The following is a 24373-nucleotide window of genomic DNA, read 5'->3' as shown; positions in this document are numbered from 1 at the left end:
CAAATGCAGATCGAATCCCCCACCCGGATCACCGCCACCGATGGCTATCCACTGGCCGCCACCTTGCACTACTCCGACCGGCTGCAGCTGCCGCAAAGAGTGGCGATCATCAATTGCGCCACCGGCGTCAAGGCCAGCTACTATGCGCGCTACGCCCGCTTCCTGGCAGCCCATGGCTATCTCGCCGTCACCTATGACTACCGCGGCATCGGCGCCTCGCGGCCGCTTTCGCTGCGCAGCCTGAAGGCCAGCAAGTTCGACTGGGGCAGCAAGGATTTCGAAGGCATCCTGCAATGGGTGATCAAGAATTTTCCCGATGCCGGCATCGCCGTGGTCGGCCACAGCATAGGCGGCGTGCTGCCAGGCTTCAGCGCTTCCGGCGGCCGCATCGACCGCATGCTGACGGTGGCGGCGCAGTTCGCCTACTGGCAGGACTACGCCGCCCGCGCGCGCTTTCGCATGCTGCTGAAGTGGCATGTGCTGATGCCGCTGGCGACGGCGCTGGCCGGTTACTTTCCCGGGCGCCGGCTGGGCTGGCTGGAAGACTTGCCGGCCGGCGTCGCGTATGAATGGGCGTTCCGCCGCGCGCGCCTGGCGCCGGCCGGCGCCGGCCGTTTGTTCCCGCAGCTGCGTTGCCCGCTGCTGGCCTACAGCATCAGCGACGACGACTTCGGCACCCCGTCCGCCGTGCTGCGGCTGCTGCGCCACTACCGCGGCAGCGAGCGCACCCATGTAGTGGTCCGGCCGCAAGAGCTGGCGCTGGCCGAAATCGGCCATTTCGCATTTTTCCACGATCGCTTCAGCGACAGTCTGTGGCTGGAATCGCTGGCCTGGCTGGATAGCGGCACAGTGACGCGCCAGGCTGCCGACTTCTTGCCGGCGGAACCTGCCGCTAAGGCTTCGGTTTTGCCGCTTTAGCACGCGCCGCCGATTTCCTTTGCGGCTCTGCCGCCATCGGCGTAATGACCGGCGGCGCCGGCGCAATGTTTTTCTGCAAGGCGCACGCTTCGTCATGCAGCCAGCCGCGCAAGGCTTGCAGCGGCGCCCAGTCGCGCAGGGCGGGCGGATATACCAGGAAGTAGGAAGCGTAGTCGACATCCGGCGCCAGCCGCTGTTCCGACAGTTGCACCAGCAGGCCGTCGCGCAGGGCGTCGGCCACCATGAACTCGCGTCCCAGCGCAATCCCCAGCCCTTGCTCGGCGGCTTGCAGCATCAGGCCGGCATCGCTGAATGTGGCCACCGGATTGCTGCGCAGCTTGAGTCCGGCTTCGCTGAACCAGCGGTCCCAGGACTCGGCGCTGCCCAGCAGCGGTTCGTGCGCCAGGGCGGCGACGCTGCCGCCTTGCAAGCGGCGCGCGGTGGCGGGAGAAGCCACCACCACCAGCGGACTGTCGATCAGGCGCTCATCGCTCAAGCCCGGCCAGCCGCCCTTGCCTTGCCTCAGCGCGACGTGGAAACCATCGCGCTGCAAGTCCATCAGCTGCTGCGAGGAATGCAGTTCCAGCGCGATGTCGGGATGGCGCTCGCGCCAGCGATGCATGCGCGGCAGCAGCCAGCGTTGCAGAAAAGAGGGCATGACGGTCAGCCGCAGGCGTTGCGAGGTGCCGATTGCGGCGGCTGCGGCGGCCAGTACGCCGGTGTCCAGTTGCGCCAGCGCGGACTCGACGCTGCACAGCAAAGTCTGGCCAGCTTCGTTGAGCACGATGCGGCGGCCGCGGCGCTCGAACAGGGGAAAGCCCAGCTGCTGCTCCAGTACGCCGATCTGCTGGCTGACGGCGCTGTGGGTAAGGTGCATTTCGACTGCGGTGGCGCGCAGGTTCTGCGAACGGGCGGCGCTGCGGAAGACCGGCAGGGTGTGTAGTGGAAGTCGGCTCATGTTGGTAAGCATAGCTGACCAAGATGGTTAAAACAAGTCGTTTCCCAAGGGGAGTTTGGTTCGATATGCTTACCAATACCGAAGTTGCTTTAAGAAATTATTTTAAAACTCCCTTCAACTCACCTGTGAGCCCGCCATGAACTACACATCGACATCTTGCCAAACTGTTACAGCATCAACTGGTTCGTCCCTCGTCGTATCGGCGCGCTCGCAAGGTGCCGCGGACGGCATCCTGCAAACCCTGCGGCTGGCCGTCGGCCGCTTGCAGCAACGGCTGGAGGCTCAGCCCGCCAGGCCGCTGATCACCCTGCAAGACCTGAGCGATCATGTCCTGCGCGATATCGGTTATCTGGATGGCGCACAGCCGCGCCAGGACAGCCGCCGGACGCGCGAGTATTAATCTTGCGCTTGATCGATGAAGCCGCGCGCTCCCTGCATGCCGCCGGTATGCACGGCGAGCACGCGCTCATCCTCGCGGAATGCATGCGCTTGCTGCAGCTTGCGGAGTGCATGGAATAATTTTCCGGTGTAGACCGGCTCGACCGGCAAACCCAGTTCTTGCGAAAAATCGCGGCAGAACTGGCGCAGTTCCGGCGGCGCCTTGCCATAGCCGCCGTGATGGGCGTCGGTGACCAGCTGGTAGTTCTGGTAATCGGGATAGCCGGCCTGCTGCAACAGGCGCGCAACTTCCTGGCGCAGATAAGCGGCGTCTTTCAGGACAGCGACGCCGATCACCCGGCCGCGGCCGCGCAGGCCCGCCAGGATCCCGGCCAGGGTGGCGCCGGTGCCGCAGGCGACCATGATCACTTCAGGAATGAATTGCAGCTGCTGCTCGATTTCGTCCACCAGCTCCGCCACGCCGCGCAATGCCGCCGGCGCGCTGCCGCCTTCCGGCAGCCAGACATGGCTGTCGTCCGCCGAGCTGACATGACGGCGCCAGGCTTGCCCATCTTCGCGCAACTGGCGATAGTCCATGCGCGACACGAAGCGGATCTGCATGCCCAGGCGGCGGCAATCGTCCAGCGTCGCGCTGCTCATCTCGGCGGCGCCGCGCACCAGTCCTATGCTTGGCCAGCCGCCGAGGGCGGCGGCATGCGCCAATGCATGCAAATGATTCGACCACGGGCCGCCCATGGTGACCAGGGTCGGATGCCGGCCCTGCAGCGCCAGCAAAGGATATTTCAGCTTGCGAAATTTATTGCCGGAGACCTCGGCATGCAGCAGGTCGTCGCGCTTGACCCAGATGCCGCGGCCGAGGAAAGCCGTGCTGTCGATCAGCTGGCAGGGAGAAGGCGGCGCAGCAAACAGCACGGAAGCTCAGAGCGGCTCGATGCCGCGCGCAATTTCGGCGATCAGTTCGTACGAATGCAGGCGCGCCTTGTGCTCGAAGACGTCGGAAACGATCATCAGTTCATCGGCGCCGGTGAGCAGCAGGAAGCGCTCGATGCCGGCGCGCACGGTCTCGGGCGAGCCGATGATCGAATGCGCCAGCATGTGCGAAGCCTGGGCCTTTTCCAGCGGCGACCAGTAGCTTTCGATATCGTCGATAGGCGGCTTGCTGAGGCCGCGCACGCCGCGGTGCATGTCGGTGAAGGACATCTGCTGGGTAGTGGCCAGGCGCCGCGCCTCGGCATCGCTGTCGGCGGCGATGATGTTGACGCCGGCCATGGCATGCGGCCGGGCTTGCTGGCGCGACGGCTTGAACTGCGCGCGGTACATCTGCAGCGCCATCTCCAGCGAATCCGGGGCGAAGTGCGAGGCGAAGGCATAAGGCAGGCCCAACTCGGCTGCCAGGCGGGCGCCGAAGGTGCTCGAACCCAGTATCCACAGCGGCACATTGGTGCCATGACCCGGCACCGCGACGATGCGCTGGCCTGCCTCGGCCGGCGCCAGGAAGGCTTGCAGCTCCAGCACATCTTGCGGAAACGATTCGGCGCTGGCCGGGTCGCGCCGCAGCGCGCGCGTGGTGGCCTGGTCGGAGCCGGGCGCACGTCCCAGGCCCAGATCGATACGTCCGGGGAACAGCGAGGCCAGCGTGCCGAACTGTTCGGCGATCACCAGCGGCGAGTGGTTCGGCAGCATGACGCCGCCGGCGCCGACCCGGATCGTGCTGGTGCCGGCGGCCACGTGGCCGATGGCAACAGCGGTGGCGGCGCTGGCGATGCCGCGCATATTGTGATGCTCCGCCATCCAGAAGCGGCGGTAGTTCCAGCCCTCGGCATGCAAGGCCAGGTCGCGCGCATTATCGAGCGCGGCGCGGGCATCGCTGCCTTCCCGGATGCGGACCAGGTCCAGAATTGAAATTGGTATCACGGCGACTTCCTTGTTCAGCTATCGGTGCGGTTTTCGAGTATAGCCGCAGTGCTTTAAGCCTGCTGGCGGCGCGCTGTTTTGATGGCGCCGCGCCCGATGCAGCCGATTTGCGGGACCATGGCGATCCACTTGGAGTAAACTTGCCGGTCTAATAGCGGCATTCCTGTCCAGGCAGGGAGCCGATTCAACCTTGATAAGCAACGCACCATGAAAATTCTCTATCTGGACTACAACGGCGTGCTGCACGACGCCAAGGTAATCCGCAACCGCAAGCGCGGCCTCTATATCGCCACCCCCGACCGCGCATTCTTTGAGTGGATGCCGATCCTGGAAGAATTGCTGGCGCCTTATCCCGAGATCAAGATCGTCCTCTCCACCAGCTGGATCCGGGCGCTGGGATTCGACGACACCCGGCAGGAACTGACGGCAGGCCTGCGCGAACGCGTGATCGGCTCGACCTTTCATCACCCCAAGCTGACGCCGGCGGAGTTCGACACCATGCCGCGCGGCATGCAGGTCTGGCGCGATGTCGAACGGCGCAAGCCGACCAGCTGGCTGGCGCTGGACGACGATGCCTTCGGCTGGCCGGCGGCCTGCCGCGATCATCTGCTGGAAACCAAGGGCAACCTGGGCCTGAGCGATCCGGCCACACAGGACGCATTGAAGAAAATGCTGGCCGCGCTGTAAGCCGGAAAAACTCGACACCAGACAGGTAGTACAGGAGCGACCGATGCGCCGTCATCTGCACATGTTGATCATCGATCCGCAAAACGATTTTTGCGACCTCCCTCCCGGCTATCTGCCGGACAGCCGCACTGCGGCGACGCCGGCGCTGCCGGTACCGGGCGCCCACGCCGACATGCTGCGCGTGGCCGGCCTGATCGAGCAGGGCGGCGCCGGCCTCAGCGCCATCAGCATCACGCTCGACTCGCATCACCGGCTCGATATCGCCCATCCCGGCTTCTGGATGACAGCCGGCGGCGGCGAAGTCGCACCGTTCACCCAGATTGCGGCGGCAGAAGTACGCGGCGGCAGCTACCTGCCGCGCCTGGCCGGCGCCTTGCCGCGGGTCTTGCACTATCTGGATCAGCTGGAAGCAGCAGGGCGCTACCGGCTGATGATATGGCCGGTCCATTGCGAGATCGGCTCATGGGGGCACAACGTCCACGCCGATGTGCGGCGCGCCTACAACCGCTGGGAAGAACGCACCTTGCGCAGCGTCGGCAAGATCTGCAAGGGCAGCAATCCGTGGACCGAGCACTATTCCGCGGTGCAGGCCGAAGTGCCGGATCCGGACGACCTGCTGACACAATCCAACCAGGCCTTCCTCGACAGCCTGGCCGCGGCGGACCGCATCTATATCACCGGCGAAGCCGGCAGCCATTGCGTGAAAGCCACCACCGAACACATCGCCGATCATTTCGGTCCGCAGCATATGGCGAAACTGGTGCTGGTGAGCGATTGCATGAGTCCGGTGAGCGGCTTCGAACAGCAGTACCGGGAATTTGTCGCAGCCATGACGGCGCGTGGGGCGCGCAATGCGCGGGCGGCCGAGGTGCTGGCGGAGCTGTTGCAAAACGCGAACGGCTGAAACGCCCGGCCGGGGCTATTCGCAAGCGCTCAGTCCCGTCCAGCCCATATCCGTGCGTGAACGACGGCGGCCTGCCCGCAATTGATCATCGGCGTCCGACAGCGTGCAGGAACTCGGTGCGGGCCTGGGCATTGCGTTCGAACTCGCCGGCGTAGCATTGGGTCACAACGCGTTCGTCGCCGCGCCGGTTTTCACCCATCAGCAAGCAGAGCTGCTCGGCCTCGATCAGGCAAGCCGCGCCTTGCGCCGCGCCGTGCGTGACCAGCAGGTTGGCGATGTCGTTCGTCATCCATTCCTGATAGGTGTAGCGATGGCCGATGGCGTCGATCATGCGCGCGATCCGGCCGAAACCGTGCAAGCGCCCGCCCGGAAGATAGGCGACATGCGCCACGCCGCGGAACGGCAGCAGATGGTGCGGGCATACGCCATGCACCGCGATATTGCGGATCACCACCATGTCGCGGCGCGCATCTTCAAAGCCGGCGCCCAGCGCTTCCGCCGGATCGATATCGTAGCCGTCCAGCAGGCGTCTTTGCCAAAGTTCTCCCACCCGCTGCGCAGTCCTGCCGGTATGCACCGGATCGATTTCGATGCCGCTGGCCTCCAGCATGGCGGCCACCGCCTGCTCGAACGCCGCCGCATCGAACGGACGTACGCGGCGGATGCCGGCCTGTCCGCACTCAGGTGAAAAATGATGATCGCAATGGTCTGACGTGGACATGCTGCTTCCTTCCCTGGTTGAATGCGTGGAAATTCCAGGCACGTATTTGATAGACAAATTTACTTGCAATTTAGTTCATGAAAATGATGGCGCCCGAAGCGCCGCGCGGCAGCGGCGGCGATGGAGGCGGCCAGGATTTTTCTATCCATGAAAAAAAGAAGGGACGAAAAAAAACCCCTCGAATCGCTTCAAGGGGCTGGCACTCAGTCGCGCTGAATGACGATTGTTACCTTATTTCTTCTTCTTGTTCACAGCATCTTTGAATGCTTTACCAGCTGTGAATTTCACAGTCTTGGCTGCAGCGATCTTGATTGCTTCGCCGGTACGTGGGTTGCGACCGACGCGAGCGGCACGCTTACCGGAAGAGAACGAACCAAATCCAATCAATTGAACAGTACTGCCTTTAGTAACAGCCTTGATCACATTGTCCACGACGGACTCCAACGCGCGCTGTGCAGCGGCCTTCGAGATTTCGCAGTCGGTAGCAATGGCGTCGATCAATTCGGTTTTGTTCATTTCGTTAAATCCTCAAAAAAAGTGGTGAGTTGCAAATTCTAGCACCGTATTTGCTTGGAATCGGCGATGTAGACTACCGCAATCGCGGGTTTCAGACAAATTGCTTTTAAAATTCCGCGTGCAGCGGTGCATATCTGTAGCATAAAAAGCCGCTTCTACGATAAAAAAAGAGAGTCCTCATGCTGAAAATTCTGGGAAAAGCGTCGTCCATCAACGTCCGCAAAGTGCTCTGGACCTGCGATGAGCTGGGCCTACCGTTCGAACGGGAAGACTGGGGCAGCGGCTTTCGCGCCACCGATACGCCCGATTTCCTGGCGCTGAATCCGAACGCCATGGTGCCGGTGATCCGTGACGGCGATTTCGTTTTGTGGGAATCCAACGCCATCATCCGCTACCTGGCCGCGGCCTATGGCGACGGCCGGCTGCTGCCTGCGGCGCCGCGCGAACGGGCGCTGGCGGAGCAATGGATGGACTGGCAGGCGACCGAACTGAACAATTCCTGGCGCTACGCGTTTGTGGCGCTGGTCCGGAAAAATCCCGACTACAACGATGCCGCCGCGCTGGCTGCCTCGCTGGCCAGCTGGTCGCGCCATATCGGTATCCTGGAGCGCCGGCTGGCGGCCACCGGCGCCTACGTATTGGGCGACAGCTTCACGCTGGCCGACGTGCCGCTCGGCCTGTCGGTCAACCGCTGGCTGATGACGCCCATACAGCATGCCGCGTATCCGGCCGTGAGCGCCTATTTTGAACGGCTCAGCCAGCGCCCCGGCTTCCTGCGACACGGCCGCAACGGCCTGCCTTGAGATCTACAGGGCGTTGATGTCGGCGCTTTCCAGCACCTGTTTGGGGCCGCCCTGGCGCGCCAGCTTGATCATGGCGCGGCCGATCTGCTCGGTGCTGGTGATGTGTTTGGGGAAGAGGCGCTTCATCAATGGCAGCAGCGGCCCGGCCAGCAGATAGAACAGGCGGTAGGAACGGGTTTTGGACACCACCCCGTGCAGCGGCTGGATGACGCCCGGACGGAACATGAAGGCGGCCTTGACCGGCAGGCGCAGCAGAGCGTTTTCGGTGCGGCCCTTGACGCGCGCCCACATGCTGCCGCCGCGCTTGCTGGAATCGGTGCCGGCGCCGGATACGTAAGTCAGGGTCATGCGCGGACTGGCTGCCGCCACGGCGCTGGCGGCAGCCAGCGTGAGGTCGTAAGTCAGTTCGCTGTAGCGCGCTTCCGTCATGCCGGCCGCCGACACCCCGAGGCAAAAGAAGCAGGCGTCGATATCCTGCAAGGCGCCGGCGTGCTCGGCCAGCCGGCTGATATCGGGCAGCACGATCTGGCTCAGCTTGTCGTGCGTCGCTGCCAGCGGCGCGCGGCCGACCGCCAGTATCTTATCGACGCCATCGTCCAGCAGGCACTCGCGCAGCACGCCTTGTCCGACCATGCCGCTGGCGCCAAACAGTATGACTTTCATTGCTTATCCCGATCTTGAACGCCGCATGTCCGGCAAATAAATACACTACGCAGCGTAGTGCCTATTTTTCAAAAAGTAAACTGGGTGGTGTAAAATTCAGCTATCCGTCATCCCGAGATACAACATGACCACAGTCCAACGCCTCACCGACCGCAAGCGCGAGGCCATCGTCCAGGCAGCCATCGCAGAGTTCCGCAGCAACGGCTTCGAAACCACCAGCATGGACAAGATCGCCGCCCGCGCCGAAGTCTCCAAACGCACGGTCTACAACCATTTCCCCGGCAAAGAGGAATTGTTCGCGGAAATCCTGACCCGGCTGTGGCAGACCAGCGAGGAGCAAAGCGCGCTCAGCTATCGCCCCGGAAAACCCCTGCGGGGGCAGCTGCGCGAACTGCTGCAATCGAAGATGCGCATGCTCAACGACAGCAATTTCCTCGATCTGGCGCGGGTCGCCATCGCCGCCGCCATCCATTCGCCGGAACGAACCCAGGACATGGTGGCCAGGATGGGCCAGCGGGAAGAAGGCGTCAACACCTGGATCGTCGCGGCCCAGGCCGACGGCCGGCTGAAAATCGTGGATCCGGCGTTCGCCGCGCATCAACTGCAGAGCCTGTTGAAAACCTTTGCGTTCTGGCCGCAGATCACCTTGGGCCAGCCGCCGCTGGACGCCAAGATGCAGCAGCAGGTAGTCGATTCGGCGGTGGATATGTTTCTGGCCTATTACCAGCTTCCCGCCGAACGTTGAAATCCGCTGGAATCCTGCTTTAGCCGGCACGGCCGGACGGCTGCGGCATGCCACCCGGCTCGGTCTTGCAGCCGGCAAAATCCGCATCCGGCAACGCCACCGGACCATACCATTGGTAGACCCCGGCAAAGCCGCCGGTGCGCAGAATCCAGACGCGCTTCTGCTCTTTGTTAATCAGCGCTGTGTGGGAAAAGCCGTCGCGCACCTGGCCGTTCCGGTTGGGCAGGTCCAGCGTCAGCAGTGCCTGCGGGCGGCTTTGCTGTTCCGCCGGCAGGGCGACGCGGGGCAGGGATTGAGTGAAACCGGAGAAGGAGATGCCGTACTGGCCGATCAACGCATCGGCAACCGCACAGTTGGCCCGGTCCGGCGGCGTGGCGATTGTGACGGCTGCGGCAATGGTGAAGAAGATTACCCGGATCATGTCTGCTTCCTTTAAGGAATGGCGATCCGGCCATTATGCCAGCCCGGCCGGGGCTGACCGATGCTGCGGCCCGGCGCGCTGCCGGGCGGCGGCAGGGGCATCAGAAATGACGCTTGATGACTTCGTTGAAGGCGTCCGCGGCTGAGCTGCCTTTGAGCATCAGTTCGGTGATTTCCGCCGAATGCTCGCCTATGCCGTCTGGCATGGCCTGGCGGTTGCTTCTGAAATATTCATAGCGTGCGGCGTCGATCAGGTCCTTGGCTTTCATCGCCGACGAACCGGCGCGCGGGCTGCTGCTGCGGGTGGCGCCGCTGGAACCGCGGGAGCTGCTGCTGGTGGAGCGGAAGCCGCCGGCGGCGATGGCGGCCTTGATCTGCTCCAGCGAGAAGACCGGCGTGCTGTTGACGCCGACGAATTCGTCTTCCTTCGGATGCAGCAGATGGTTGTTGCCGTCGAAGGCCATCTTCTTGTCGGAGCTGTTGGTGAGCTGATAATACGGGCGCGGGCCCGGGCTGGTCAGTCCAAACTGTACGCGGTCGCCGTACACTTCCATCTTGCCCATGACATCTTTCAGATAATCAGTTGTCAGGGAATCCATCTTGCCGGTCCAGCGCTTGGTTCTTGTCGTGTTCAAAATGCGTTGCTTCCAATATTGATGGCCGCAGCCGCCTGGCGCTTCCGCAGAAATGCGCGCCGGCGGCTGCCGCCGTTTGTGAATCAAGTTCAAGACGCATTATCCCCCGACATGAATTCCCGGGCATCAATTACAGCAAAATATAAAGTTGCTTGTGGATCATTTTTTGATGCAAGCCATGCCTGCCAGCGTGCTGTGCACCGCCTGATCCCAGCCGGTATGCGGCTCGGTGCCCAGCACCTTGAGCAGGCGGCGGTTGTCCATGCGCAAGGGCTGGCGCCACAGGTAGGCGACCTCGCGCAGCTCGCGCATGAGCGGCACGAAGGGCGCCAGCGCCGGCAGCAGCCACCAGGGGAAACTCCTCACCTTCAGATCCGCCTGCCCGGCGGCGCGGGCGATGGCGGCCACCATTTCGGTGCCGTCGGCATCCCAGTGGCCGTTCATGTGGAAAGTATCGAAAGCGGCCAGGGCGTCTTCGCGCTCGATCAGCTGCATCATGGTCTCGGCCACGTCCGGCAGGTAAGCCCATTGGTGGCCGATGCCGCGCTTGCCGGGGTAGGTGACCGCCGTCACCGGGCGGCCAGGCTTGAGCATGCCTTGCGCAAACCAGGAATTGGCCAGGTGCGGTCCGAAGAAATCGCCGGCGCGCACCACCAGCGAGCGCACGCCGCTTTGCGCCGCGCTACGCAGCCGGCCTTCCATCTGGACCCGTATCGCGCCCTTGCGCGTGAACGGATTTTGCGGCGACGTCTCGCTCAGCTCAGGGAAAGCGTCGGCGCCGTAGTTGTAGACGGTGCCGGGCAGGATGATGCGCGCGCCGCAGGCGCGGGCGGCGGCAATGCTGTTTTCTATCATCGGCAGCACCAGCTCGCCCCAGTTGCGGTAACCGGGCGGATTGACGGCATGGACGATGATGGCGGCGCCCTCGGCGGCGGCGATCACGTCCACCCGCTGCATGGCGTCGCCCTGGTGCCAGCCGATGCCGCTGCTGTCCGCGGCGGCCATCTGTGCAGCGCGCCGGTGCAGGGCGCGCACCTGCCAGCCGCGCTGCAGCAGCTTGTGCGCCATGGCGTTGCCGATGCCGCCGGTGGCGCCCAGGACCAGGGCAATTTTCCGCGATGTGTGTGATGTAGGCTGTTGCATGGTGAATCTCCTTGGATAAAGAAAACAGGAGTCCAGCGTAACAGCGGCGCGATTAGTTTAAAATTGGCGATCTCGACATAGCAGCTATACATATTTGTATGACTATCCAAGAACCCGGATGGGATCTGTACCGTGCTTTCCTGGCCGTGCTGGAAGAGGGCTCGCTGTCCGGCGGCGCCCGCAGCCTGGGCCTGACCCAGCCTACCATCGGCCGCCAGATCGAAGCGCTGGAGCAGGCGCTGGGCGTCAAGCTGTTCACCCGCTCGCAAACCGGGCTGGCGCCGACCGACACCGCCCTGGCCTTGCGGCCCTTCGCCGACAACCTGCGCGTCACCGCCAATGCGCTGCGGCGCGCCTCGACTGCCGCCAGCCAGCGCGGCACGGTGCGCATCACGGCGTCGGACGTGGTCGGCGCCGAAGTCTTGCCGCCTATCCTGACCGCCTTGCGCGAGGCCCGTCCCGACATCAGCATTGAACTGGTGCTGTCCAATCGCACCCAGGACCTGCTGCAGCGCGACGCCGACATCGCGGTGCGCATGGTGCAGCCGAGCCAGGGCGCACTGATCGCACGCAAGGTCGGCGCGATTCCACTGGGATTGTTTGCGCACCGCCGCTACCTGGACCAGGCCGGCATGCCGGCCAGCGTGGCGGAACTCAAGCGGCATGCGCTGATCGGCTTCGACCAGGAAACCAGCTACATCCGCGCCATGCGACAGCGCGGCCTGCAGCTCTCGCGCGAGATGTTCTCGCTGTGCACCGACAACCAGCTGGCGCAGCTGGCGGCGATCCGCGCCGGCTACGGCATCGGCATGTGCCAGACGCCGCTGGCCCGCCACAATCCCGATTTGCAGCCGGTGCTGGCCGGCGCCGTCAAGAGCGAGCTGGAAACCTGGATCGTGATGCACGAAGACCTGCGCTCCAGCGAGCGCTGCCGCACTGCCTTCGACGCGCTGGCGGCCGGCGTTTCCAGCTATATTGCACAAGCCGTCTGAGTCCGCCATGACACTGCACATCACTCCTTTACTGCCCGACGCCCTGCCCATGCTGCAAGATCTGTGGAACCGGCAGCTGGCGCCGCACTTGGTGCATACGCTGGCCCATGACTTGCAGAGCCCGGCCCGCGCGCATGGCCGGAACGCGGTCATGATCTGGCGCGCAGAACAGGTGGCAGGATGCGTGGGCTGGGTCACGCTCGGCATCGCCGCCGACGGCTGCGCCTATGCTTCACCGCTGATCGCGGCCGATGCCGAGGCCGCCACGGCATTGATCGAGATCGTCAGCGAAGAAGTACGCGCCGCCGGCGCGCAACGCCTGCGCGTCAGCGTGCGCGCCGGCGAAGATGCCAAGCGCGAAGGCTTGCGCCGGGCCGGTTTCAGCGCCTTGTTCGAATTTGCCAATTTTTCCCGCGCCTTGCCGCTGGCTGTCCCGGCCGGCTTGCCGCCAGGCTTGCATGCGGTCGCCGGCGACGCCATCGACTGGGGCAAGCTGCACGCCTGTTATGCCGAAACATTTGCCGGCGTGCCGAACTCACCGATTCCTGAGCAGGCTGCCTTGCGCGAAGAATGGCTGGCGGCCAATCCGCGCGCCAGCCTGGTATTGGCGGATGCGGACGGCGCATATCAAGCCTTTGCATTGATTGACGGTTGCAGCGTCGAAGGTGTCGGCGTGCGCCTGGCCTGGCGCGGCAGAGGTCTCGCCGAAACACTGTATCGGCTGGCGGCGGCGCAGCTGCAGTCACAGAACGAGACGGAGATGCGGGCCCTGGTCGCCGCCAGCAATGGCGCTTCCATGCGGCTGCATCAGAAACTCGGCTTCAGCGAATATGCGCCGCGCTGGAGCGTCTACGAACTGGGCTGGTAGGTCCGTCTCGCAGTGCAGCCGGCGGCGACCAGGCTCAAGAGGGCTGCGGCAATGGCAGCCGGCCGCGCGCGAGGATGTTGATAATCGGGCGTCGGCTTGAGTCAATGGCCTGTTTTTATTGAAGGTTGAGCAGGATTTCGCTTCCAGGCAGTTAGCGCTATCATTTAAAATATATATCCGTACGGAAACTATTTGCTAGCTCACTGGGAAACTCATGCATCTATCCTTGAACAGGAAATTACTCGCTTCTTCACTGGCTTCGCTGCTGACAGGCGCGCTGCTGGCAGCATGCGGCGGCGGCGACAACGGCAGCAACGCTACCGCGCCGGCCGCGGCAGCGCAGGCGGCAGCCAAGGCCGCGCCGCAAATCCCACCGGGAAAAATGGTGCTGGCCTATTACTCGGACTATCCGAACAACTACAGCGATCTCACCAAAAATTACCAGAACTTCAATACCGTCTCGGTCGATTTCTGGAACATCGCCAGCAGCGGCGAGATCCCGGAAAACGACGATCCTGCGCTGGCCAAGGCGCTCGCCTTCCTGGCCGCCAAGAAGATCCCGGCCTACGGCTGCATCTCCAACATGGCTGACGACTGGAGTCCGTCGATTGCGCACGATGTCACCTCCGCCAACCGGGCAGCGGCGATCGCCAACCTGGTGGCGCTGGCGCAAACCAAGGGGCTGGCCGGCATCAATATCGATTTTGAAAACGTGGCGCCGCAAGACCGCGCGAACCTCAGCGGTTTCGCCGCCGACCTGGGCGCGGCGCTGCATGCCAACGGCCTGAAGCTGATCATCAGCGTGCCGGCCTTCTCGGCAAGCGATGAAAACGATGACTACAACAAGGCATTCGACCTGCAGGCGCTGGGACAGGCGGTCGATTTCATCCAGATCATGACCTACGATGAAACCATTCCGATATGGTCGCCGGGTCCGGTGGCCGGTTCCGGCTGGATGGAAGATGCGCTCGACTATGCCGTCAGCAAGACTGCGCCGGCGAAGATCCTGAACGGCATCCCGGCCTACGGCAACGACTGGCCGGAGAAGGGCGACGGCAGCCAGCTGTTCTGGCGCCAGACCGCGGCGCTGATCAAGCAGTACGGCGCCACGCCGCGCTACGACGCCAAGACCGACTCGCTGGTGTTCAACTACACCGCCACGGACGGCAGCGGCACGCATACTGTGTGGAGCGAGAACGCCGCCAGCATCAAGCTGAAAACCGGCCTGGTGAACGCCTACGGCCTGGGCGGCACTTCGATGTATGCGCTCGGCATGGAAGACAGCAGTTTCTGGAAGGCCTTCAACGCCGGCCTGCAGAACTAAGCGGTGGCAGGAGCGCTTGCCGCGCTGCTTCAGCGGTAAGCGTATCCCAGGCCCAGCGACAGGTCGCGCGCGCGCTGCACCACCAGGTCGATGAAGCCTTGCAGGTTGTCGGCGGTGATGCGGCTGGCCGGGCCGGCGATGCTGAGCGAAGCGATCACCGCGCCGTCGGCGTCCATGATTGGTGCGGCGATCGCCACCGCGCCGCTGGAGCGTTCGGCGAAAGACACCGCGTAGCCTTGCGCCAGCACTTGCTGCAATTCTTTTTCCAGCGCCTGGCGGTCGACGATGGTGTTGTCGGTGAAACGGGTCAGCGCACTTGCCAGCACCGCTTCCTGCACCGGCTGCGGCGCGTGCGCCAGCAGCACCTTGCCGGAGGCGCCGGCGTATAGCGGGCGGCGATTGCCGACATCGGTATGCACGCGGATCGCCTGGGTCGATTCCCAGCGCGCCACGCACACCATTTCCAGGCCGTCGCGCACCCGCACCTGGACGTTTTCATTGCAGATGCCGCCGATATCGCGCAGATGGCTGCGCGCCACCCGCACCAGGCTGACCTGCTCCTGGGCGGCGACGCCCAGATACAGCGCCTTGTAGCCCAGGTGATAAGTCGGCGTATCGCCTTCGCGATGCAGCAGCCCGCGCTGTTCCAGCGTGTAGAGCAGCCGGAAGGTGCGCGCCTTGGTGTTGCCGGAGCGGACCGACAGCTCGGTCACCCCGAGTCCCGGGCTTTGCGCCACCAGCAACAGCAGCGCCAATGCTTCATCTACTGCGGCAACGGTATAGTCGGCCATGCTTCCTGCTTCTGATCAGATTAATTTGTCGCTAATATACCTCGACATCGCTCCGGCAAGTTGGGTGAGGTGTTCCTGCAGTGTGGCAAAGCCGGCGCTGCGCTCCAGGCTTTGCTCGTTCATGTACAGGGCGCGGTTGATTTCTATCTGCATGCTGTGGCGGCCACGTTGCGGATCGCTATAGGCGCGCACCAGTTCGGCGCCGCGATAGGGATCGTTGATCTTGACTGCATAGCCCAGCGCCTGCAGTTGCTGCGCCACCCATTGCGTGAAGGCCGGATCGGCGGCGCTGCCGTCGCGATCGCCCAGCACAAAGTCCGGACGGCGCGCGCCGTTGTCGATATTCATGGCGTTGCCGACCGATTTCATCGAATGGCAATCGATATGCCAGACCTGGCCGAAACGGGCATGGGCGCTATCGATCAGTTGCTTCAGTTGCGCATGGTAGGGATCGTAATAATGTTCAATGCGCTGCTGCACTTCGGCCACGCTCAGCTTGCGCGCGTACATGGGCACGCCGGGCAGGGCGTAGCGGCGGATCAGCCCCATCCCGGCCTTGCTTTTTTCCGACACCTGGATCGGTTGCGGCCAGGGCTGCGCCAGCAGTTCCGGGTCGATATCGCCGCGGGCGCGGTTGAAATCGATGTAGCTGCGGTGCACGCCGGCCGCCAGCAGTGTCGCGCCAGACTGCGGCGCGCCGCTCCACAGCTCGTCGACATAGGCGTCCCAGCCGGACATCAGCGCCGCCTCCGGCGCAATGGCGCGCATGTCGGGCGGACAGAAGCGGCTGCTGTGCGGCGAATCGAAGATCAGCGGAATCTGCCTGCCTTGCTCCGGCCGGGTGAGAAAAAACGTGTCTTGCATGATGGTGCCTTATTCTATGAAACCGCGGCTCAATAGCCGCTGTAAACCGCAAACGCCATGAAGGCCATCGCCAGCAGGGTAAAGATGGCGAACAGCGGCAGGATGAAACGCAGCCAGGCGCCGTAGCCGACCTTGCCGGTCGCCAGGTAAGCCAGCAGCATGCCGGAAGTCGGCGTCACCATATTGGTCAGGCCGTTGCCGAACAGGAAAGCCAGCACCACGCTCTGGCCGCTGACGCCGGACAAATGGCCGATCGGACCGAGGATGGGCATGCTGATGGCAGCCTTGCCGGAGGTCGAGGGAATCAGCACGTCGAGCAGCATCTGCACCAGGATCATGCCTTCCGCCGCGAACAGCCGGCCGCGTCCTTCGACGATGGCGGCCAGGTGGAAGATCACGGTGTCCAGCACCAGGCTGTCGTGCAGGATGATTTCAACCGCCTTGGCCAGGCCGATCAGCAAACCCGCCAGCATCATGCCCTTCATGCCCTCTACAAATGCATCGCAGGCGGTGCGCACCGACATGCCGGCGGCGATGGCGATAACGATGCCCTCGAAGATATAGAAGGTGCCGAGCTGGATATCGCCCCATTTCCAGACGCTGGTGCCGACCACCAGCACGATCACGCTGGCGCCCACGACTGCCAGCACGAAGCGATGCGGCAGCGACAGCCGCTGGCTATGGTCGAGCGCGGCCGGCACGCTGTAGCCCTGGCGCTTGACGTAGTACAAAAGGTAGGCGATGCCGATCGCCAGGAACAGCACGAACACCGCCAGCCGCAAGCCGGCGCCGCTCAGCAGCGGCACTTGCACGATAGGCTGGGCGATCACCAGCGCCAGCGGATTGGTGACCGATGCCAGATAGCCGACCTTGGCCGCGATCGCCACCAGCGCGGTCGCATACAGCGGTCCCAGGCTGAGCCGTTCCGCCAGGATCAGCATCATCGGGATGATCACCAGGTATTCCGAGATCAGGCCGAGGAAGGTGCTGCCGGCGGCAATCGCCACCATCAGCACCGGCGTCAGCAGGTAGACATTGCCGCCGGTACGCGCCAGCAGGCGGTCGATGCCGGCATCCAGCGCGCCGCTCTTGCGCAGCACGCCGAACATGCCGCCGATGAACATGATCATGAAGATCAGCGGCGCGCTCTTGGCGAGGCCCGCCGGAATCGCCGCCATCGCTGAAAACAGGCTGGCGGGATAAGCCTGCTGGTCATTGCTGGCGGCGGGGCTGGCGGCCAGCAATGACATCAGGTCGCGCTGCTTGGCGATCAGCTGGTAGGTGCCGGGCACCACCAGCCTGGCCTGACGCTGGAACTGTCCCGAATCCAGGAGATAAGTCAGGCCGACCGCCACCAGCATGATCAGCAGCATCATCGCCACCGGATGCAGCATGCGGCTTTTGCCGTGCGCGTCCTGTTTTTCGCTTTCCATGCTGCTGCTTGCCATGCTGGTCTCCGCGGCCGATTTCCCGAATGATATGTTGCTGTGCCGGTCCCCGAACAGTTTATCGGGTACCGGCGCTATGCTGCCTTAGAACTTGTGGCGCAGGCCGACCGTGAAGGCGGTTTGCGCGTTGTCGGCGCCGGGTGCGCCGCCGGTGATGCCCGGACTGTACATGTCGGCGGCGCGCAAGTTCGCCACGTAGCTGTACAGATCGGTGCGCTTCGACAAGCTATAGTCGAGACCCAGGTTGACCTGCGTCAGGCGGCCCTTGGTGCTGCTGCCCACAAAGCTGTAGCGCGACTGCAGCACGCTACCGACCAGGCGCAGGCTGTCCGACCAGGCGTAGTTGACGCCGAGGTCGAAGACATTGGTGCTGTTGTTGTTGGAGCCGCCCGCGGTGAATGGCGAGGAACCGGCGCTGCCGCTGAATTTCACAGCCAGCGGCGCGGCGTTGCCGCCATTGACGGCCAGCGGCTGCAGCACTTTCGACCAGGCGCCGAAGAAGCGCCACGGACCGGTCTTGTAGCTGGAGCCCAGCATCCAGGTCTTGATGCAGGTATCGCCCGGGTGGCCGTAGCTTGGCGTACAGCCGGCGCCCAGCGTCACGCCCTGGTCGCTGGAGGTATTGACGCCGCCGGACAGGGTGCCGAGCTTGGATTGCCAGTAGCCGAAGCCGATGCCGAACGGACCGTTGTCGTAATTGGCGCCCAGGCCGATCGACTGGCCGGTGGAAGTCGAACCGGCGGTTTCGCCGAAACCGTAGGTAGCGTTCAGCACCAGGCCCTTGAGCAAGGGGGTGTCGTAGCGGATCTGGTTGTTGGCGCGATTGCCGCCGACGCGGTCCAGGTTGTTGTCGTGCACGCCGTTGATGAACACGCCGAAATCGTACACGCTGGAGTAGTAAGTAGCCACTTCGTCGATGAAATCCTTGCGACGCCCCAGTTGCACAGTGCCGAAACTGCCGGACAAGCCCACCACCGAGGTGCGGCCGAAGGTCAGCCCGCCCTGGCCGGAAGCGCCGGTATCAACGCTAAAGCCGCCTTCCAGGTGAAACAGGGCTTTCATGCCGCCGCCCAGGTCCTCGCTGCCCTTGAAGCCGAAGCGCGATTGCTGCAGATCGCCGGAATCGACGCTGAATCGGCTGCCGGTGCCGCGCGCATTGGCGGCGGTCGGCGTGGCGATCTTGTTGACATAGGTGATGCCCGAATCCAGCAGGCCGTATACGGTGACATTGGTTTGCGCCTGCGCGGCGCAGCTGCAACTGCCTAGAACGGATAATGCAATTAACGACTTCTTCATGACTCACTCCTCCCGGTTGAAAAAAATTCAAAGGCAGCTTCGGCTGTCCGGTCGTCTTCAGGCAGCGTTTTCCTGAAAATGCATGACCGCTTCCGGCTGCTCTATTGTTTCATCTAATAAAACAACGTATTGATATATGAAACAATGGTAGAGGCGATATTTTCCCGTGTCAATCGCAATTGCTGAAAATTTGAGCGCGCTCTACAGGACCCTGTTGTGCAAAAAGTCCGGAAACGCTTGGCGTTGCGGCAGGAAAGATGGCGCTGTCAGGAGGAACAGGACAGCATGCGAAGATCAAACGGGAGGCGGGAATTTGTCGGCATCCAGCAACAACAGCAACAACGCCGGCTCAAGCAGTGCGCCTGGACCGGCGTTGCGCAACGTTTCAGGAAAGCGCGGCGTCGGCTTCCGTTGCGGCTTGCTTGCCGTTTTCCGGAGTGACGGCGGAACGCAGCATCGCCGATGCCGCATCGAGCCGGCAAGGCTTGCCGAACAGGCGGGCGGAAATCAAACCGCTTTGCAGCGCGCCCAGGATGGTCATGGCGTAAACCGACGGCGCGGCCGGCAGTTTCACGCCTTTTTCAGCCACCGCGCGCTCCAGCCGCTGAGTGATCCAGGCTTCGTGCATGCTGTAGAAAGATTGCAAGGCGGTTAGCACGTTTTGCGGCAGGCTGGTGGCTTCGGCAGCCAGCATGCCGCACAGGCAGACGCGGCTGGTGCCGAGATTCTTGCGCCACAGCGCCAGGTATTTTTCGACCTGTTCCTTGAGCGGCCCGTTCACATCCATGCCGCGCATGATGTCGCCGATATTGCCGGCATAGGCCTGCACCGCCGCCAGCGCCAGGTCTTCCTTGGTCGGAAAATAGTAGTGGATGCTGGAAGTCTTGACGCCCACCAGCTCGGCCAGGTCGCGATAGCTGAAACCGTTGTAGCCGCGCGTGCCCAGCAGCACCAGCGTGTGCTCCAGCAGTTGTTCGCGTACAGGGGAGGCGGTTTTCATGATCTTGTTACCTATAAAGAGATAGAGGCGCAATATGGTGAGCGCACAATGCACGATTTCAGGCGGCAGTTCCAGGCTGCAAATATCCCGCCATGCTACGTCTTTTATCCCTGCTGCGGCAAGCCTGCGCGACAATCAAAATCACAAAGACGCTTTGTTCGGATAATATCATATGTTATCTACTGAAAGGTAGACAAATTCTTGATTTTCATTTTCTGTGGCGTATCAGGTAATGATTTATTTATATAAGCAAATACCATTTGACTACCTAGTAGTAGATAACTAGAATCCATCTTACAGTAGTTGCAGACACGTTGTTACAGCCTTATCCGACCCAGATTTTTTCCTACGGCAATATCAGGACTGGATCGGGCAACGTGCCCGGGCTGCGGGATGAAATAGCGGATTCAGGAAGCGTCATGTATCTCAGGCGCTTTTTATTTCCTCTAGTTATCTACCTAGTGATAGATATATATCCCAAAGCCTAGCACGACGGTCCAGCAAAGTTGCCGCCCCGTCAGACCATGCGTTGCATGGCCACTGTATTTGACACTTTGTTATCAACTCAAACAAGAAAGCATTCATCATGAAAACCAATCTGATCGCCGCACTGGCCCTGACCGCAATCGTTTCCGCTCCTGCATTTGCAGCCGACAACACCGCTCCGCTGACCCGCGCCCAGGTCCAGGCCGAACTGGTCCGCGCCCGCGCCGCCGGCGAACTCAATTTCGCCAACTCGCAATATCCGGTGTACCTGCCTGTCGCCGCCAGCAACGTTCCGGGCAAAACCCGTGCCGAAGTGCAGGCCGAACTGGCAAAAGCGCGCGCTGCCGGCGAGCTCGATTTCGCCGGTTCGCAATATCCGCAGTTCGTCGCTCCTTCCATTGCATCCACCAAGACCCGTGCCGAAGTCCAGCAAGAACTGGCGCAAGCGCGCAGCTCCGGCCAACTGGTTTTCTCCAACGGCCAATATCCGGTCGATGCAAATAACGGCAACTGATCGTCTGTCAGCGATCCTTCGGGAATCGGCGGTAAATGACAAAACCCGCGCCTCGTAACGAGTGCGCGGGTTTTGTGTTTTCTGCGCGGCACAACAGCGTCGTCTCTCCCCCAACAGACTACCTAACCTATAGCGCCTGAACGCCCCACCTGAGGATAACGATCCCTTTTGTTTGAATAACGTGAGCAGCAGTGCTTCCCAAGAGATATTTACCCATAGCGTAGGTGCGTGCATTGACATTGTTGCCATTAGACAAATAACAGTACAATAGGGACTTCCTTCGCCAGATATCGATCATGGGCAAAGACACAAGCATAGAGTGGACGCATCATACTTTTAACCCATGGTGGGGCTGTGTCCGGGTGTCCGCCGCATGTGATCATTGTTATGCGGAGACCTGGGCCAAACGCTTGGGTGAGGATGTATGGGGCGCGAAATCAGAGCGAAGACTCTTCGGCGACGCACACTGGAGCCAACCACTGAAGTGGGATGCAGAAGCAAAGGCCAAAGGGGTACGCAAACGAGTGTTTTGCGCGTCCATGGCCGACGTCTTCGAGAATCGCAAGGATTTAGCACCACATCGCCTGCGTCTTTTCAAACTCATTCTTCAGACTCCGCATTTAGATTGGTTGCTGCTAACAAAGCGCATTCACTTGGTTCGTAAGCAACTCCCAAAAGGATTTGAGCTCCCCAAGAACGTCTGGCTTGGTGCAACAGTAGAAAATCAGGCCGCTGCCGGCAAGCGAATTAAACATCTATTGGAGTTCACTACACCAGCTGTACGATTTTTATCATGCGAACCTTTGTTGGGCCCGCTAGATTTACGTGAGCATCTCGAACGCGGTCCACTGGGTACCCGAGTTGATTGGGTTATTGCGGGTGGTGAATCCGGTCCTGGATCTCGGCCTATGGCTCCGCATTGGCCGGATGACCTACGGAAACAGTGCAGTGCAGCGGGTGTCGCCTTTCATTTCAAACAGTGGGGGCACTGGGCACCGCTTGAACAAGCTAGCGATGTGATAACTAGACGGACTTTAATTCATGTAGTGCGTCACGACGGCACAGAAGTCAAATTAGCGGCCGTCGGAAAAGGAAAAGCAGGCCGTACGCTTGAAGGTCGGCAGTGGAACCAGTTTCCAAAAATATCCAATATCACTTAGATTGCTGTTGACGTCTTCTTGAAAGGCTCTCCTTGGCGAAGAAGCACTATGATTGGACGGATGGGCCTGCAGAGTTAGAAGCCCACAGCCTGACAAAACATGACGTATTGGTAGGTTACCTATGTCGCTACTTCGAACAAAGAACGCTCAACGCGCGTGGTCGTGAGCGCTTTCGCATCACGCTGGTCGATGGTTTTTGCGGTGGTGGGCTCTACAAAGTACGAGGAACCAGTCAAGAAGCGCTCGGTTCGCCGTTACGTATGCTTGCCGCAGTGGAAGAAGCTCGGGTTCGCGTCAATCACGGACGTATCAAACCGCTAGATTTAGATGTTCAGTACATCTTCATCGATAAGGATGTCAATGCGATTACGCACTTGGCCAAGATTCTAACTGAACGTGGGCACGGTGCTAAACTCGGACATTCAATTCATCTTATGCGTGATGAGTTTTCCACAGCCTTTCCCGCGGCCATGGTGCTCGTAAAGCGTCATACTCCTCGCTCGCCGACCGCACTGTTTTTTTTGGATCAGTACGGGTATAAGGATGTCCCTGCAACGCTAATACGGACGATATTCCAAGAGCTTCCGCACAGTGAAATCGTGTTGACATTCCATGTGTCGTCATTTGCGACCTACATGAACGACGAATTCGTGGACCAAATTAGCAACACGTTAGCTATTGATATTCGTGCTGCCCTCGGCGGTCAATCTATTGAAGACATAAAAAATAATGATGCAGATTGGAGACGTTTTATTCAGGGGGCACTTTATCAAGCTCTCGTAAAAAACTGTGGCGCGCAATTTTTTACGCCATTCTTCATACGCGGGCAAGGTAGTGGGCATGGAGAGTATTGGCTTGTGCATTTATCTCAGCACCATCGTGCACAAGATGTCATGAAGCAGGTCCATTGGCAGCACCAAAATCATTTTGTGCACTACGGCGGCGCCGGCCTGAATATGTTGGCCCCTCATTTGATGGGATTTAGACAGGAATTTACTGGTGGCTTTCAATTCGACGATGTAGCTCGAGATCAATCCCATGAAGCACTCATTGTGCAGCTTGCGCAAAACATATTCACATTAACGCAACCAACTCGTATCGGAGAAATTTTTTCCTCCACATGCAATACCTCGCCTGCAACCGCGGGAATGTACAACCATGCTTTAGAGACATTGGTAGGTGAGCGCGACATCATCATCGTATCGGCAGACGGCAAGCCTCGCAAACATGCCAGATATATGCAAGACACCGACGTAGTTGAAAAAAATCCTCAAACAAGGCTTTTCCCTTCGCTCGCGCAAGGTACTTCATGACTTTCTTGCTGGCACACGATCCAGATCCGTTACCGAACCTTTCAGTTGAGTCAGGGAAGAGCGGTGAAGGCGTCGGTCGCTGGGTTCCAGAAATGAAACATACATTTCTGGCCAAATATATAGAAGGAACGCGTCAAGCTCGGAAGAAATATTCGCAAAGAATCTATATTGATCTATTTTGCGGCCCCGGACGCGTGCAAGTCAAAGAGGAGACCACAACCAGGCACGGAGGGGCTTTGATCGCATGGCAGCATTCACATCTTGCTAATGCATCCTTCACGTCTTGTTTGGTAGGAGATCTAGATCCTGTTCGAGCAAATGCCTGTGTTGAGCGTCTACGTGCGTTTGGCGCGCCGGCGCGGGCTTTTGTTGGTGCCGCGGAGGATACGGTCAACGAAATCATACGAGCAGTTCCTGGGAACGCGCTCTGTCTCGCGTATCTAGATCCGTACAATCTTCAATATCTCAGTTTCAACATTATCGAAAAACTTGCGCAACTCAGCCGTGTCGATTTTGCTGTGCATTTTAGTACCATGGATTTAAGGCGTAACGTGCTGATGGAATATAACTCCGAGCGAGCACGTTTTGATCAGACAGCGCCAGGCTGGCGCGACCATATTGATCCTGAGGCCTTTGTACGTGGAGACGCTGATGAGATATTTTTCGATTATTGGTGTGAATTAGTGAAAAATTTGGGTTTTACGATTAGTCAGCGAATCCCGCTCGTCCGCGATGATGGAAATCGTCCTCTATACCATCTCGTCTTTTTCAGTCGACACCCATTTCCAAATAAAATCTGGGGACATGTAGCGCAAGGGCCAAATCGCGAATTCAATTTCGGCTAAATAACAATAGTAGGACACTCAAAAGCCAGGTTAAGTGGCGTTGGAA

General features: G+C 61.0%; 27 protein-coding genes. 13 read left to right on the top strand and 14 right to left on the bottom strand.

From position 1 onward, the window contains the following. Nucleotides 1-3 precede the first annotated feature (3 nt). Nucleotides 4-918: an alpha/beta hydrolase family protein gene (locus KHU30_RS11490; protein WP_230427325.1), complete on the top strand. Its 915-nt coding sequence runs from the start codon at nt 4-6 to the stop codon at nt 916-918. Here the strand turns inward: KHU30_RS11490 and KHU30_RS11485 are convergent. Further along, nucleotides 893-1888, bottom strand: coding sequence for a LysR substrate-binding domain-containing protein (locus KHU30_RS11485; protein ID WP_211442760.1), 996 nt, complete (start codon nt 1886-1888; stop codon nt 893-895). The genes KHU30_RS11490 and KHU30_RS11485 overlap by 26 nt on opposite strands. Nucleotides 1889-2012: 124 nt before the next feature. On the opposite strand from KHU30_RS11485, the gene KHU30_RS11480 reads away from it, so the two are divergent. Further along, nucleotides 2013-2276, top strand: coding sequence for a hypothetical protein (locus tag KHU30_RS11480; protein WP_211442759.1), 264 nt, complete (start codon nt 2013-2015; stop codon nt 2274-2276). Here the strand turns inward: KHU30_RS11480 and KHU30_RS11475 are convergent. Both KHU30_RS11475 and KHU30_RS11470 read right to left on the bottom strand, forming a co-directional pair. Then, nucleotides 2273-3187, bottom strand: coding sequence for a 1-aminocyclopropane-1-carboxylate deaminase/D-cysteine desulfhydrase (locus KHU30_RS11475; RefSeq protein ID WP_211442758.1), 915 nt, complete (start codon nt 3185-3187; stop codon nt 2273-2275). The two genes, KHU30_RS11480 and KHU30_RS11475, sit on opposite strands and share 4 nt — an antisense overlap. 6 nt (nt 3188-3193) lie before the next feature. Continuing rightward, on the bottom strand, nt 3194-4189 hold the full coding sequence (locus KHU30_RS11470; RefSeq protein ID WP_211442757.1) for an LLM class flavin-dependent oxidoreductase: 996 nt from the start codon (nt 4187-4189) through the stop codon (nt 3194-3196). Nucleotides 4190-4396: 207 nt separating this feature from the next. Between KHU30_RS11470 and KHU30_RS11465 the strand changes: the two genes are divergently transcribed. Further along, the gene (locus KHU30_RS11465) at nt 4397-4876 is read left to right on the top strand and encodes an HAD domain-containing protein (protein WP_211442756.1); all 480 of its coding nucleotides are present in this window, start codon (nt 4397-4399) and stop codon (nt 4874-4876) included. Nucleotides 4877-4919: 43 nt separating this feature from the next. Further along, a complete protein-coding gene (locus KHU30_RS11460; protein ID WP_211442755.1) occupies nt 4920-5780 on the top strand; it encodes a cysteine hydrolase family protein in 861 nt (286 codons plus the stop codon). 85 nt (nt 5781-5865) lie between these two features. Here KHU30_RS11460 and folE read toward each other — a convergent pair whose 3' ends face one another. Together folE and KHU30_RS11450 are read right to left on the bottom strand one after the other, a co-directional pair. Continuing rightward, nucleotides 5866-6501: a GTP cyclohydrolase I FolE gene (gene folE, locus KHU30_RS11455; RefSeq protein WP_211442754.1), complete on the bottom strand. Its 636-nt coding sequence runs from the start codon at nt 6499-6501 to the stop codon at nt 5866-5868. Between the two features lie 231 nt (nt 6502-6732). Further along, on the bottom strand, nt 6733-7017 hold the full coding sequence (locus tag KHU30_RS11450) for an HU family DNA-binding protein (protein WP_061935477.1): 285 nt from the start codon (nt 7015-7017) through the stop codon (nt 6733-6735). Nucleotides 7018-7196: 179 nt separating this feature from the next. Here KHU30_RS11450 and KHU30_RS11445 point away from each other — a divergent pair, with 179 nt between their 5' ends. Further along, the gene (locus tag KHU30_RS11445) at nt 7197-7820 is read left to right on the top strand and encodes a glutathione S-transferase family protein (RefSeq protein WP_211442753.1); all 624 of its coding nucleotides are present in this window, start codon (nt 7197-7199) and stop codon (nt 7818-7820) included. A gap of 3 nt (nt 7821-7823) precedes the next feature. Here the strand turns inward: KHU30_RS11445 and KHU30_RS11440 are convergent, their stop codons facing one another. Beyond that, nucleotides 7824-8483 (bottom strand): Rossmann-fold NAD(P)-binding domain-containing protein, encoded by a 660-nt coding sequence (locus tag KHU30_RS11440; protein ID WP_211442752.1) that lies wholly within the window; start codon nt 8481-8483, stop codon nt 7824-7826. A gap of 124 nt (nt 8484-8607) precedes the next feature. Here KHU30_RS11440 and KHU30_RS11435 point away from each other — a divergent pair, with 124 nt between their 5' ends. Beyond that, nucleotides 8608-9228, top strand: a complete 621-nt coding sequence (locus KHU30_RS11435) for a TetR/AcrR family transcriptional regulator (protein ID WP_211442751.1) — start codon at nt 8608-8610, stop codon at nt 9226-9228. Between the two features lie 19 nt (nt 9229-9247). Here KHU30_RS11435 and KHU30_RS11430 read toward each other — a convergent pair whose 3' ends face one another. The 3 genes from KHU30_RS11430 to KHU30_RS11420 all read right to left on the bottom strand — a co-directional run bounded on the left by KHU30_RS11430 (nt 9248) and on the right by KHU30_RS11420 (nt 11426). Then, complete coding sequence (locus KHU30_RS11430) at nt 9248-9649, bottom strand: hypothetical protein (protein ID WP_211442750.1); 402 nt, start codon at nt 9647-9649, stop codon at nt 9248-9250. Nucleotides 9650-9749: 100 nt separating this feature from the next. Beyond that, nucleotides 9750-10283, bottom strand: coding sequence for a hypothetical protein (locus KHU30_RS11425; RefSeq protein WP_211442749.1), 534 nt, complete (start codon nt 10281-10283; stop codon nt 9750-9752). A 159-nt stretch (nt 10284-10442) separates the two neighbouring features. Next, entirely contained in the window at nt 10443-11426 is a 984-nt protein-coding gene (locus tag KHU30_RS11420) for an SDR family NAD(P)-dependent oxidoreductase (protein ID WP_211442748.1), read from the bottom strand. Nucleotides 11427-11524: 98 nt separating this feature from the next. Here KHU30_RS11420 and KHU30_RS11415 point away from each other — a divergent pair, with 98 nt between their 5' ends. The 3 genes from KHU30_RS11415 (at nt 11525) to KHU30_RS11405 (ending at nt 14610) form a co-directional block, all read left to right on the top strand. Continuing rightward, entirely contained in the window at nt 11525-12418 is an 894-nt protein-coding gene (locus KHU30_RS11415; protein ID WP_211442747.1) for a LysR family transcriptional regulator, read from the top strand. A 7-nt stretch (nt 12419-12425) separates the two neighbouring features. Then, complete coding sequence (locus KHU30_RS11410) at nt 12426-13286, top strand: GNAT family N-acetyltransferase (protein WP_211442746.1); 861 nt, start codon at nt 12426-12428, stop codon at nt 13284-13286. Between the two features lie 226 nt (nt 13287-13512). Then, nucleotides 13513-14610: a glycosyl hydrolase family 18 protein gene (locus KHU30_RS11405; protein ID WP_230427324.1), complete on the top strand. Its 1098-nt coding sequence runs from the start codon at nt 13513-13515 to the stop codon at nt 14608-14610. A gap of 29 nt (nt 14611-14639) precedes the next feature. On the opposite strand, the gene KHU30_RS11400 is transcribed toward KHU30_RS11405, so the two are convergent. From KHU30_RS11400 to KHU30_RS11380, 5 genes are all read right to left on the bottom strand, one after another. After that, a complete protein-coding gene (locus KHU30_RS11400; RefSeq protein ID WP_211442744.1) occupies nt 14640-15401 on the bottom strand; it encodes an IclR family transcriptional regulator in 762 nt (253 codons plus the stop codon). 15 nt (nt 15402-15416) lie between these two features. Next, nucleotides 15417-16265, bottom strand: coding sequence for an N-formylglutamate amidohydrolase (locus tag KHU30_RS11395; RefSeq protein WP_211442743.1), 849 nt, complete (start codon nt 16263-16265; stop codon nt 15417-15419). A gap of 29 nt (nt 16266-16294) precedes the next feature. Beyond that, a complete protein-coding gene (locus KHU30_RS11390) occupies nt 16295-17713 on the bottom strand; it encodes a YfcC family protein (protein ID WP_211442742.1) in 1419 nt (472 codons plus the stop codon). A gap of 84 nt (nt 17714-17797) precedes the next feature. Continuing rightward, nucleotides 17798-19009 carry a porin gene (locus KHU30_RS11385; protein WP_211442741.1) on the bottom strand — a complete coding sequence of 404 codons (1212 nt, stop codon included), beginning with the start codon at nt 19007-19009 and terminating at the stop codon, nt 17798-17800. Nucleotides 19010-19394: 385 nt separating this feature from the next. After that, nucleotides 19395-20009, bottom strand: coding sequence for a TetR/AcrR family transcriptional regulator (locus tag KHU30_RS11380; protein ID WP_211442740.1), 615 nt, complete (start codon nt 20007-20009; stop codon nt 19395-19397). Nucleotides 20010-20595: 586 nt separating this feature from the next. Here KHU30_RS11380 and KHU30_RS11375 point away from each other — a divergent pair. The 4 genes from KHU30_RS11375 (at nt 20596) to KHU30_RS11360 (ending at nt 24327) form a co-directional block, all read left to right on the top strand. Further along, nucleotides 20596-21009, top strand: coding sequence for a DUF4148 domain-containing protein (locus KHU30_RS11375; RefSeq protein WP_211442739.1), 414 nt, complete (start codon nt 20596-20598; stop codon nt 21007-21009). Nucleotides 21010-21305: 296 nt separating this feature from the next. After that, on the top strand, nt 21306-22169 hold the full coding sequence (locus tag KHU30_RS11370) for a DUF5131 family protein (protein WP_211442738.1): 864 nt from the start codon (nt 21306-21308) through the stop codon (nt 22167-22169). A 32-nt stretch (nt 22170-22201) separates the two neighbouring features. Beyond that, on the top strand, nt 22202-23482 hold the full coding sequence (locus tag KHU30_RS11365; protein WP_211442737.1) for a three-Cys-motif partner protein TcmP: 1281 nt from the start codon (nt 22202-22204) through the stop codon (nt 23480-23482). Then, the gene (locus tag KHU30_RS11360) at nt 23479-24327 is read left to right on the top strand and encodes a three-Cys-motif partner protein TcmP (protein WP_211442736.1); all 849 of its coding nucleotides are present in this window, start codon (nt 23479-23481) and stop codon (nt 24325-24327) included. The genes KHU30_RS11365 and KHU30_RS11360 overlap by 4 nt, the downstream gene beginning before the upstream one ends. The last annotated feature ends 46 nt before the right edge of the window (nt 24328-24373 follow it).

The sequence above is a fragment of the Collimonas humicola genome (genome assembly GCF_018304945.1).
GTDB classification, from domain to species: Bacteria; Pseudomonadota; Gammaproteobacteria; order Burkholderiales; family Burkholderiaceae_D; genus Collimonas; species Collimonas humicola.
Note: the sequence above shows the minus strand (reverse complement) of the source record. Positions and strands in the feature narration are given on the sequence as shown.

Coding starts and splice junctions, on each gene's coding strand:
- KHU30_RS11490 (WP_230427325.1), top strand. CDS start 4: ATGCAGATCGAATCCCCCACCCGGATCACCGCCACCGATGGCTATCCA.
- KHU30_RS11485 (WP_211442760.1), bottom strand. CDS start 1,888: ATGCTTACCAACATGAGCCGACTTCCACTACACACCCTGCCGGTCTTC.
- KHU30_RS11480 (WP_211442759.1), top strand. CDS start 2,013: ATGAACTACACATCGACATCTTGCCAAACTGTTACAGCATCAACTGGT.
- KHU30_RS11465 (WP_211442756.1), top strand. CDS start 4,397: ATGAAAATTCTCTATCTGGACTACAACGGCGTGCTGCACGACGCCAAG.
- KHU30_RS11460 (WP_211442755.1), top strand. CDS start 4,920: ATGCGCCGTCATCTGCACATGTTGATCATCGATCCGCAAAACGATTTT.
- folE (WP_211442754.1), bottom strand. CDS start 6,501: ATGTCCACGTCAGACCATTGCGATCATCATTTTTCACCTGAGTGCGGA.
- KHU30_RS11450 (WP_061935477.1), bottom strand. CDS start 7,017: ATGAACAAAACCGAATTGATCGACGCCATTGCTACCGACTGCGAAATC.
- KHU30_RS11445 (WP_211442753.1), top strand. CDS start 7,197: ATGCTGAAAATTCTGGGAAAAGCGTCGTCCATCAACGTCCGCAAAGTG.
- KHU30_RS11440 (WP_211442752.1), bottom strand. CDS start 8,483: ATGAAAGTCATACTGTTTGGCGCCAGCGGCATGGTCGGACAAGGCGTG.
- KHU30_RS11435 (WP_211442751.1), top strand. CDS start 8,608: ATGACCACAGTCCAACGCCTCACCGACCGCAAGCGCGAGGCCATCGTC.
- KHU30_RS11430 (WP_211442750.1), bottom strand. CDS start 9,649: ATGATCCGGGTAATCTTCTTCACCATTGCCGCAGCCGTCACAATCGCC.
- KHU30_RS11420 (WP_211442748.1), bottom strand. CDS start 11,426: ATGCAACAGCCTACATCACACACATCGCGGAAAATTGCCCTGGTCCTG.
- KHU30_RS11415 (WP_211442747.1), top strand. CDS start 11,525: ATGACTATCCAAGAACCCGGATGGGATCTGTACCGTGCTTTCCTGGCC.
- KHU30_RS11410 (WP_211442746.1), top strand. CDS start 12,426: ATGACACTGCACATCACTCCTTTACTGCCCGACGCCCTGCCCATGCTG.
- KHU30_RS11400 (WP_211442744.1), bottom strand. CDS start 15,401: ATGGCCGACTATACCGTTGCCGCAGTAGATGAAGCATTGGCGCTGCTG.
- KHU30_RS11395 (WP_211442743.1), bottom strand. CDS start 16,265: ATGCAAGACACGTTTTTTCTCACCCGGCCGGAGCAAGGCAGGCAGATT.
- KHU30_RS11390 (WP_211442742.1), bottom strand. CDS start 17,713: ATGGCAAGCAGCAGCATGGAAAGCGAAAAACAGGACGCGCACGGCAAA.
- KHU30_RS11385 (WP_211442741.1), bottom strand. CDS start 19,009: ATGAAGAAGTCGTTAATTGCATTATCCGTTCTAGGCAGTTGCAGCTGC.
- KHU30_RS11380 (WP_211442740.1), bottom strand. CDS start 20,009: ATGAAAACCGCCTCCCCTGTACGCGAACAACTGCTGGAGCACACGCTG.
- KHU30_RS11375 (WP_211442739.1), top strand. CDS start 20,596: ATGAAAACCAATCTGATCGCCGCACTGGCCCTGACCGCAATCGTTTCC.
- KHU30_RS11370 (WP_211442738.1), top strand. CDS start 21,306: ATGGGCAAAGACACAAGCATAGAGTGGACGCATCATACTTTTAACCCA.
- KHU30_RS11360 (WP_211442736.1), top strand. CDS start 23,479: ATGACTTTCTTGCTGGCACACGATCCAGATCCGTTACCGAACCTTTCA.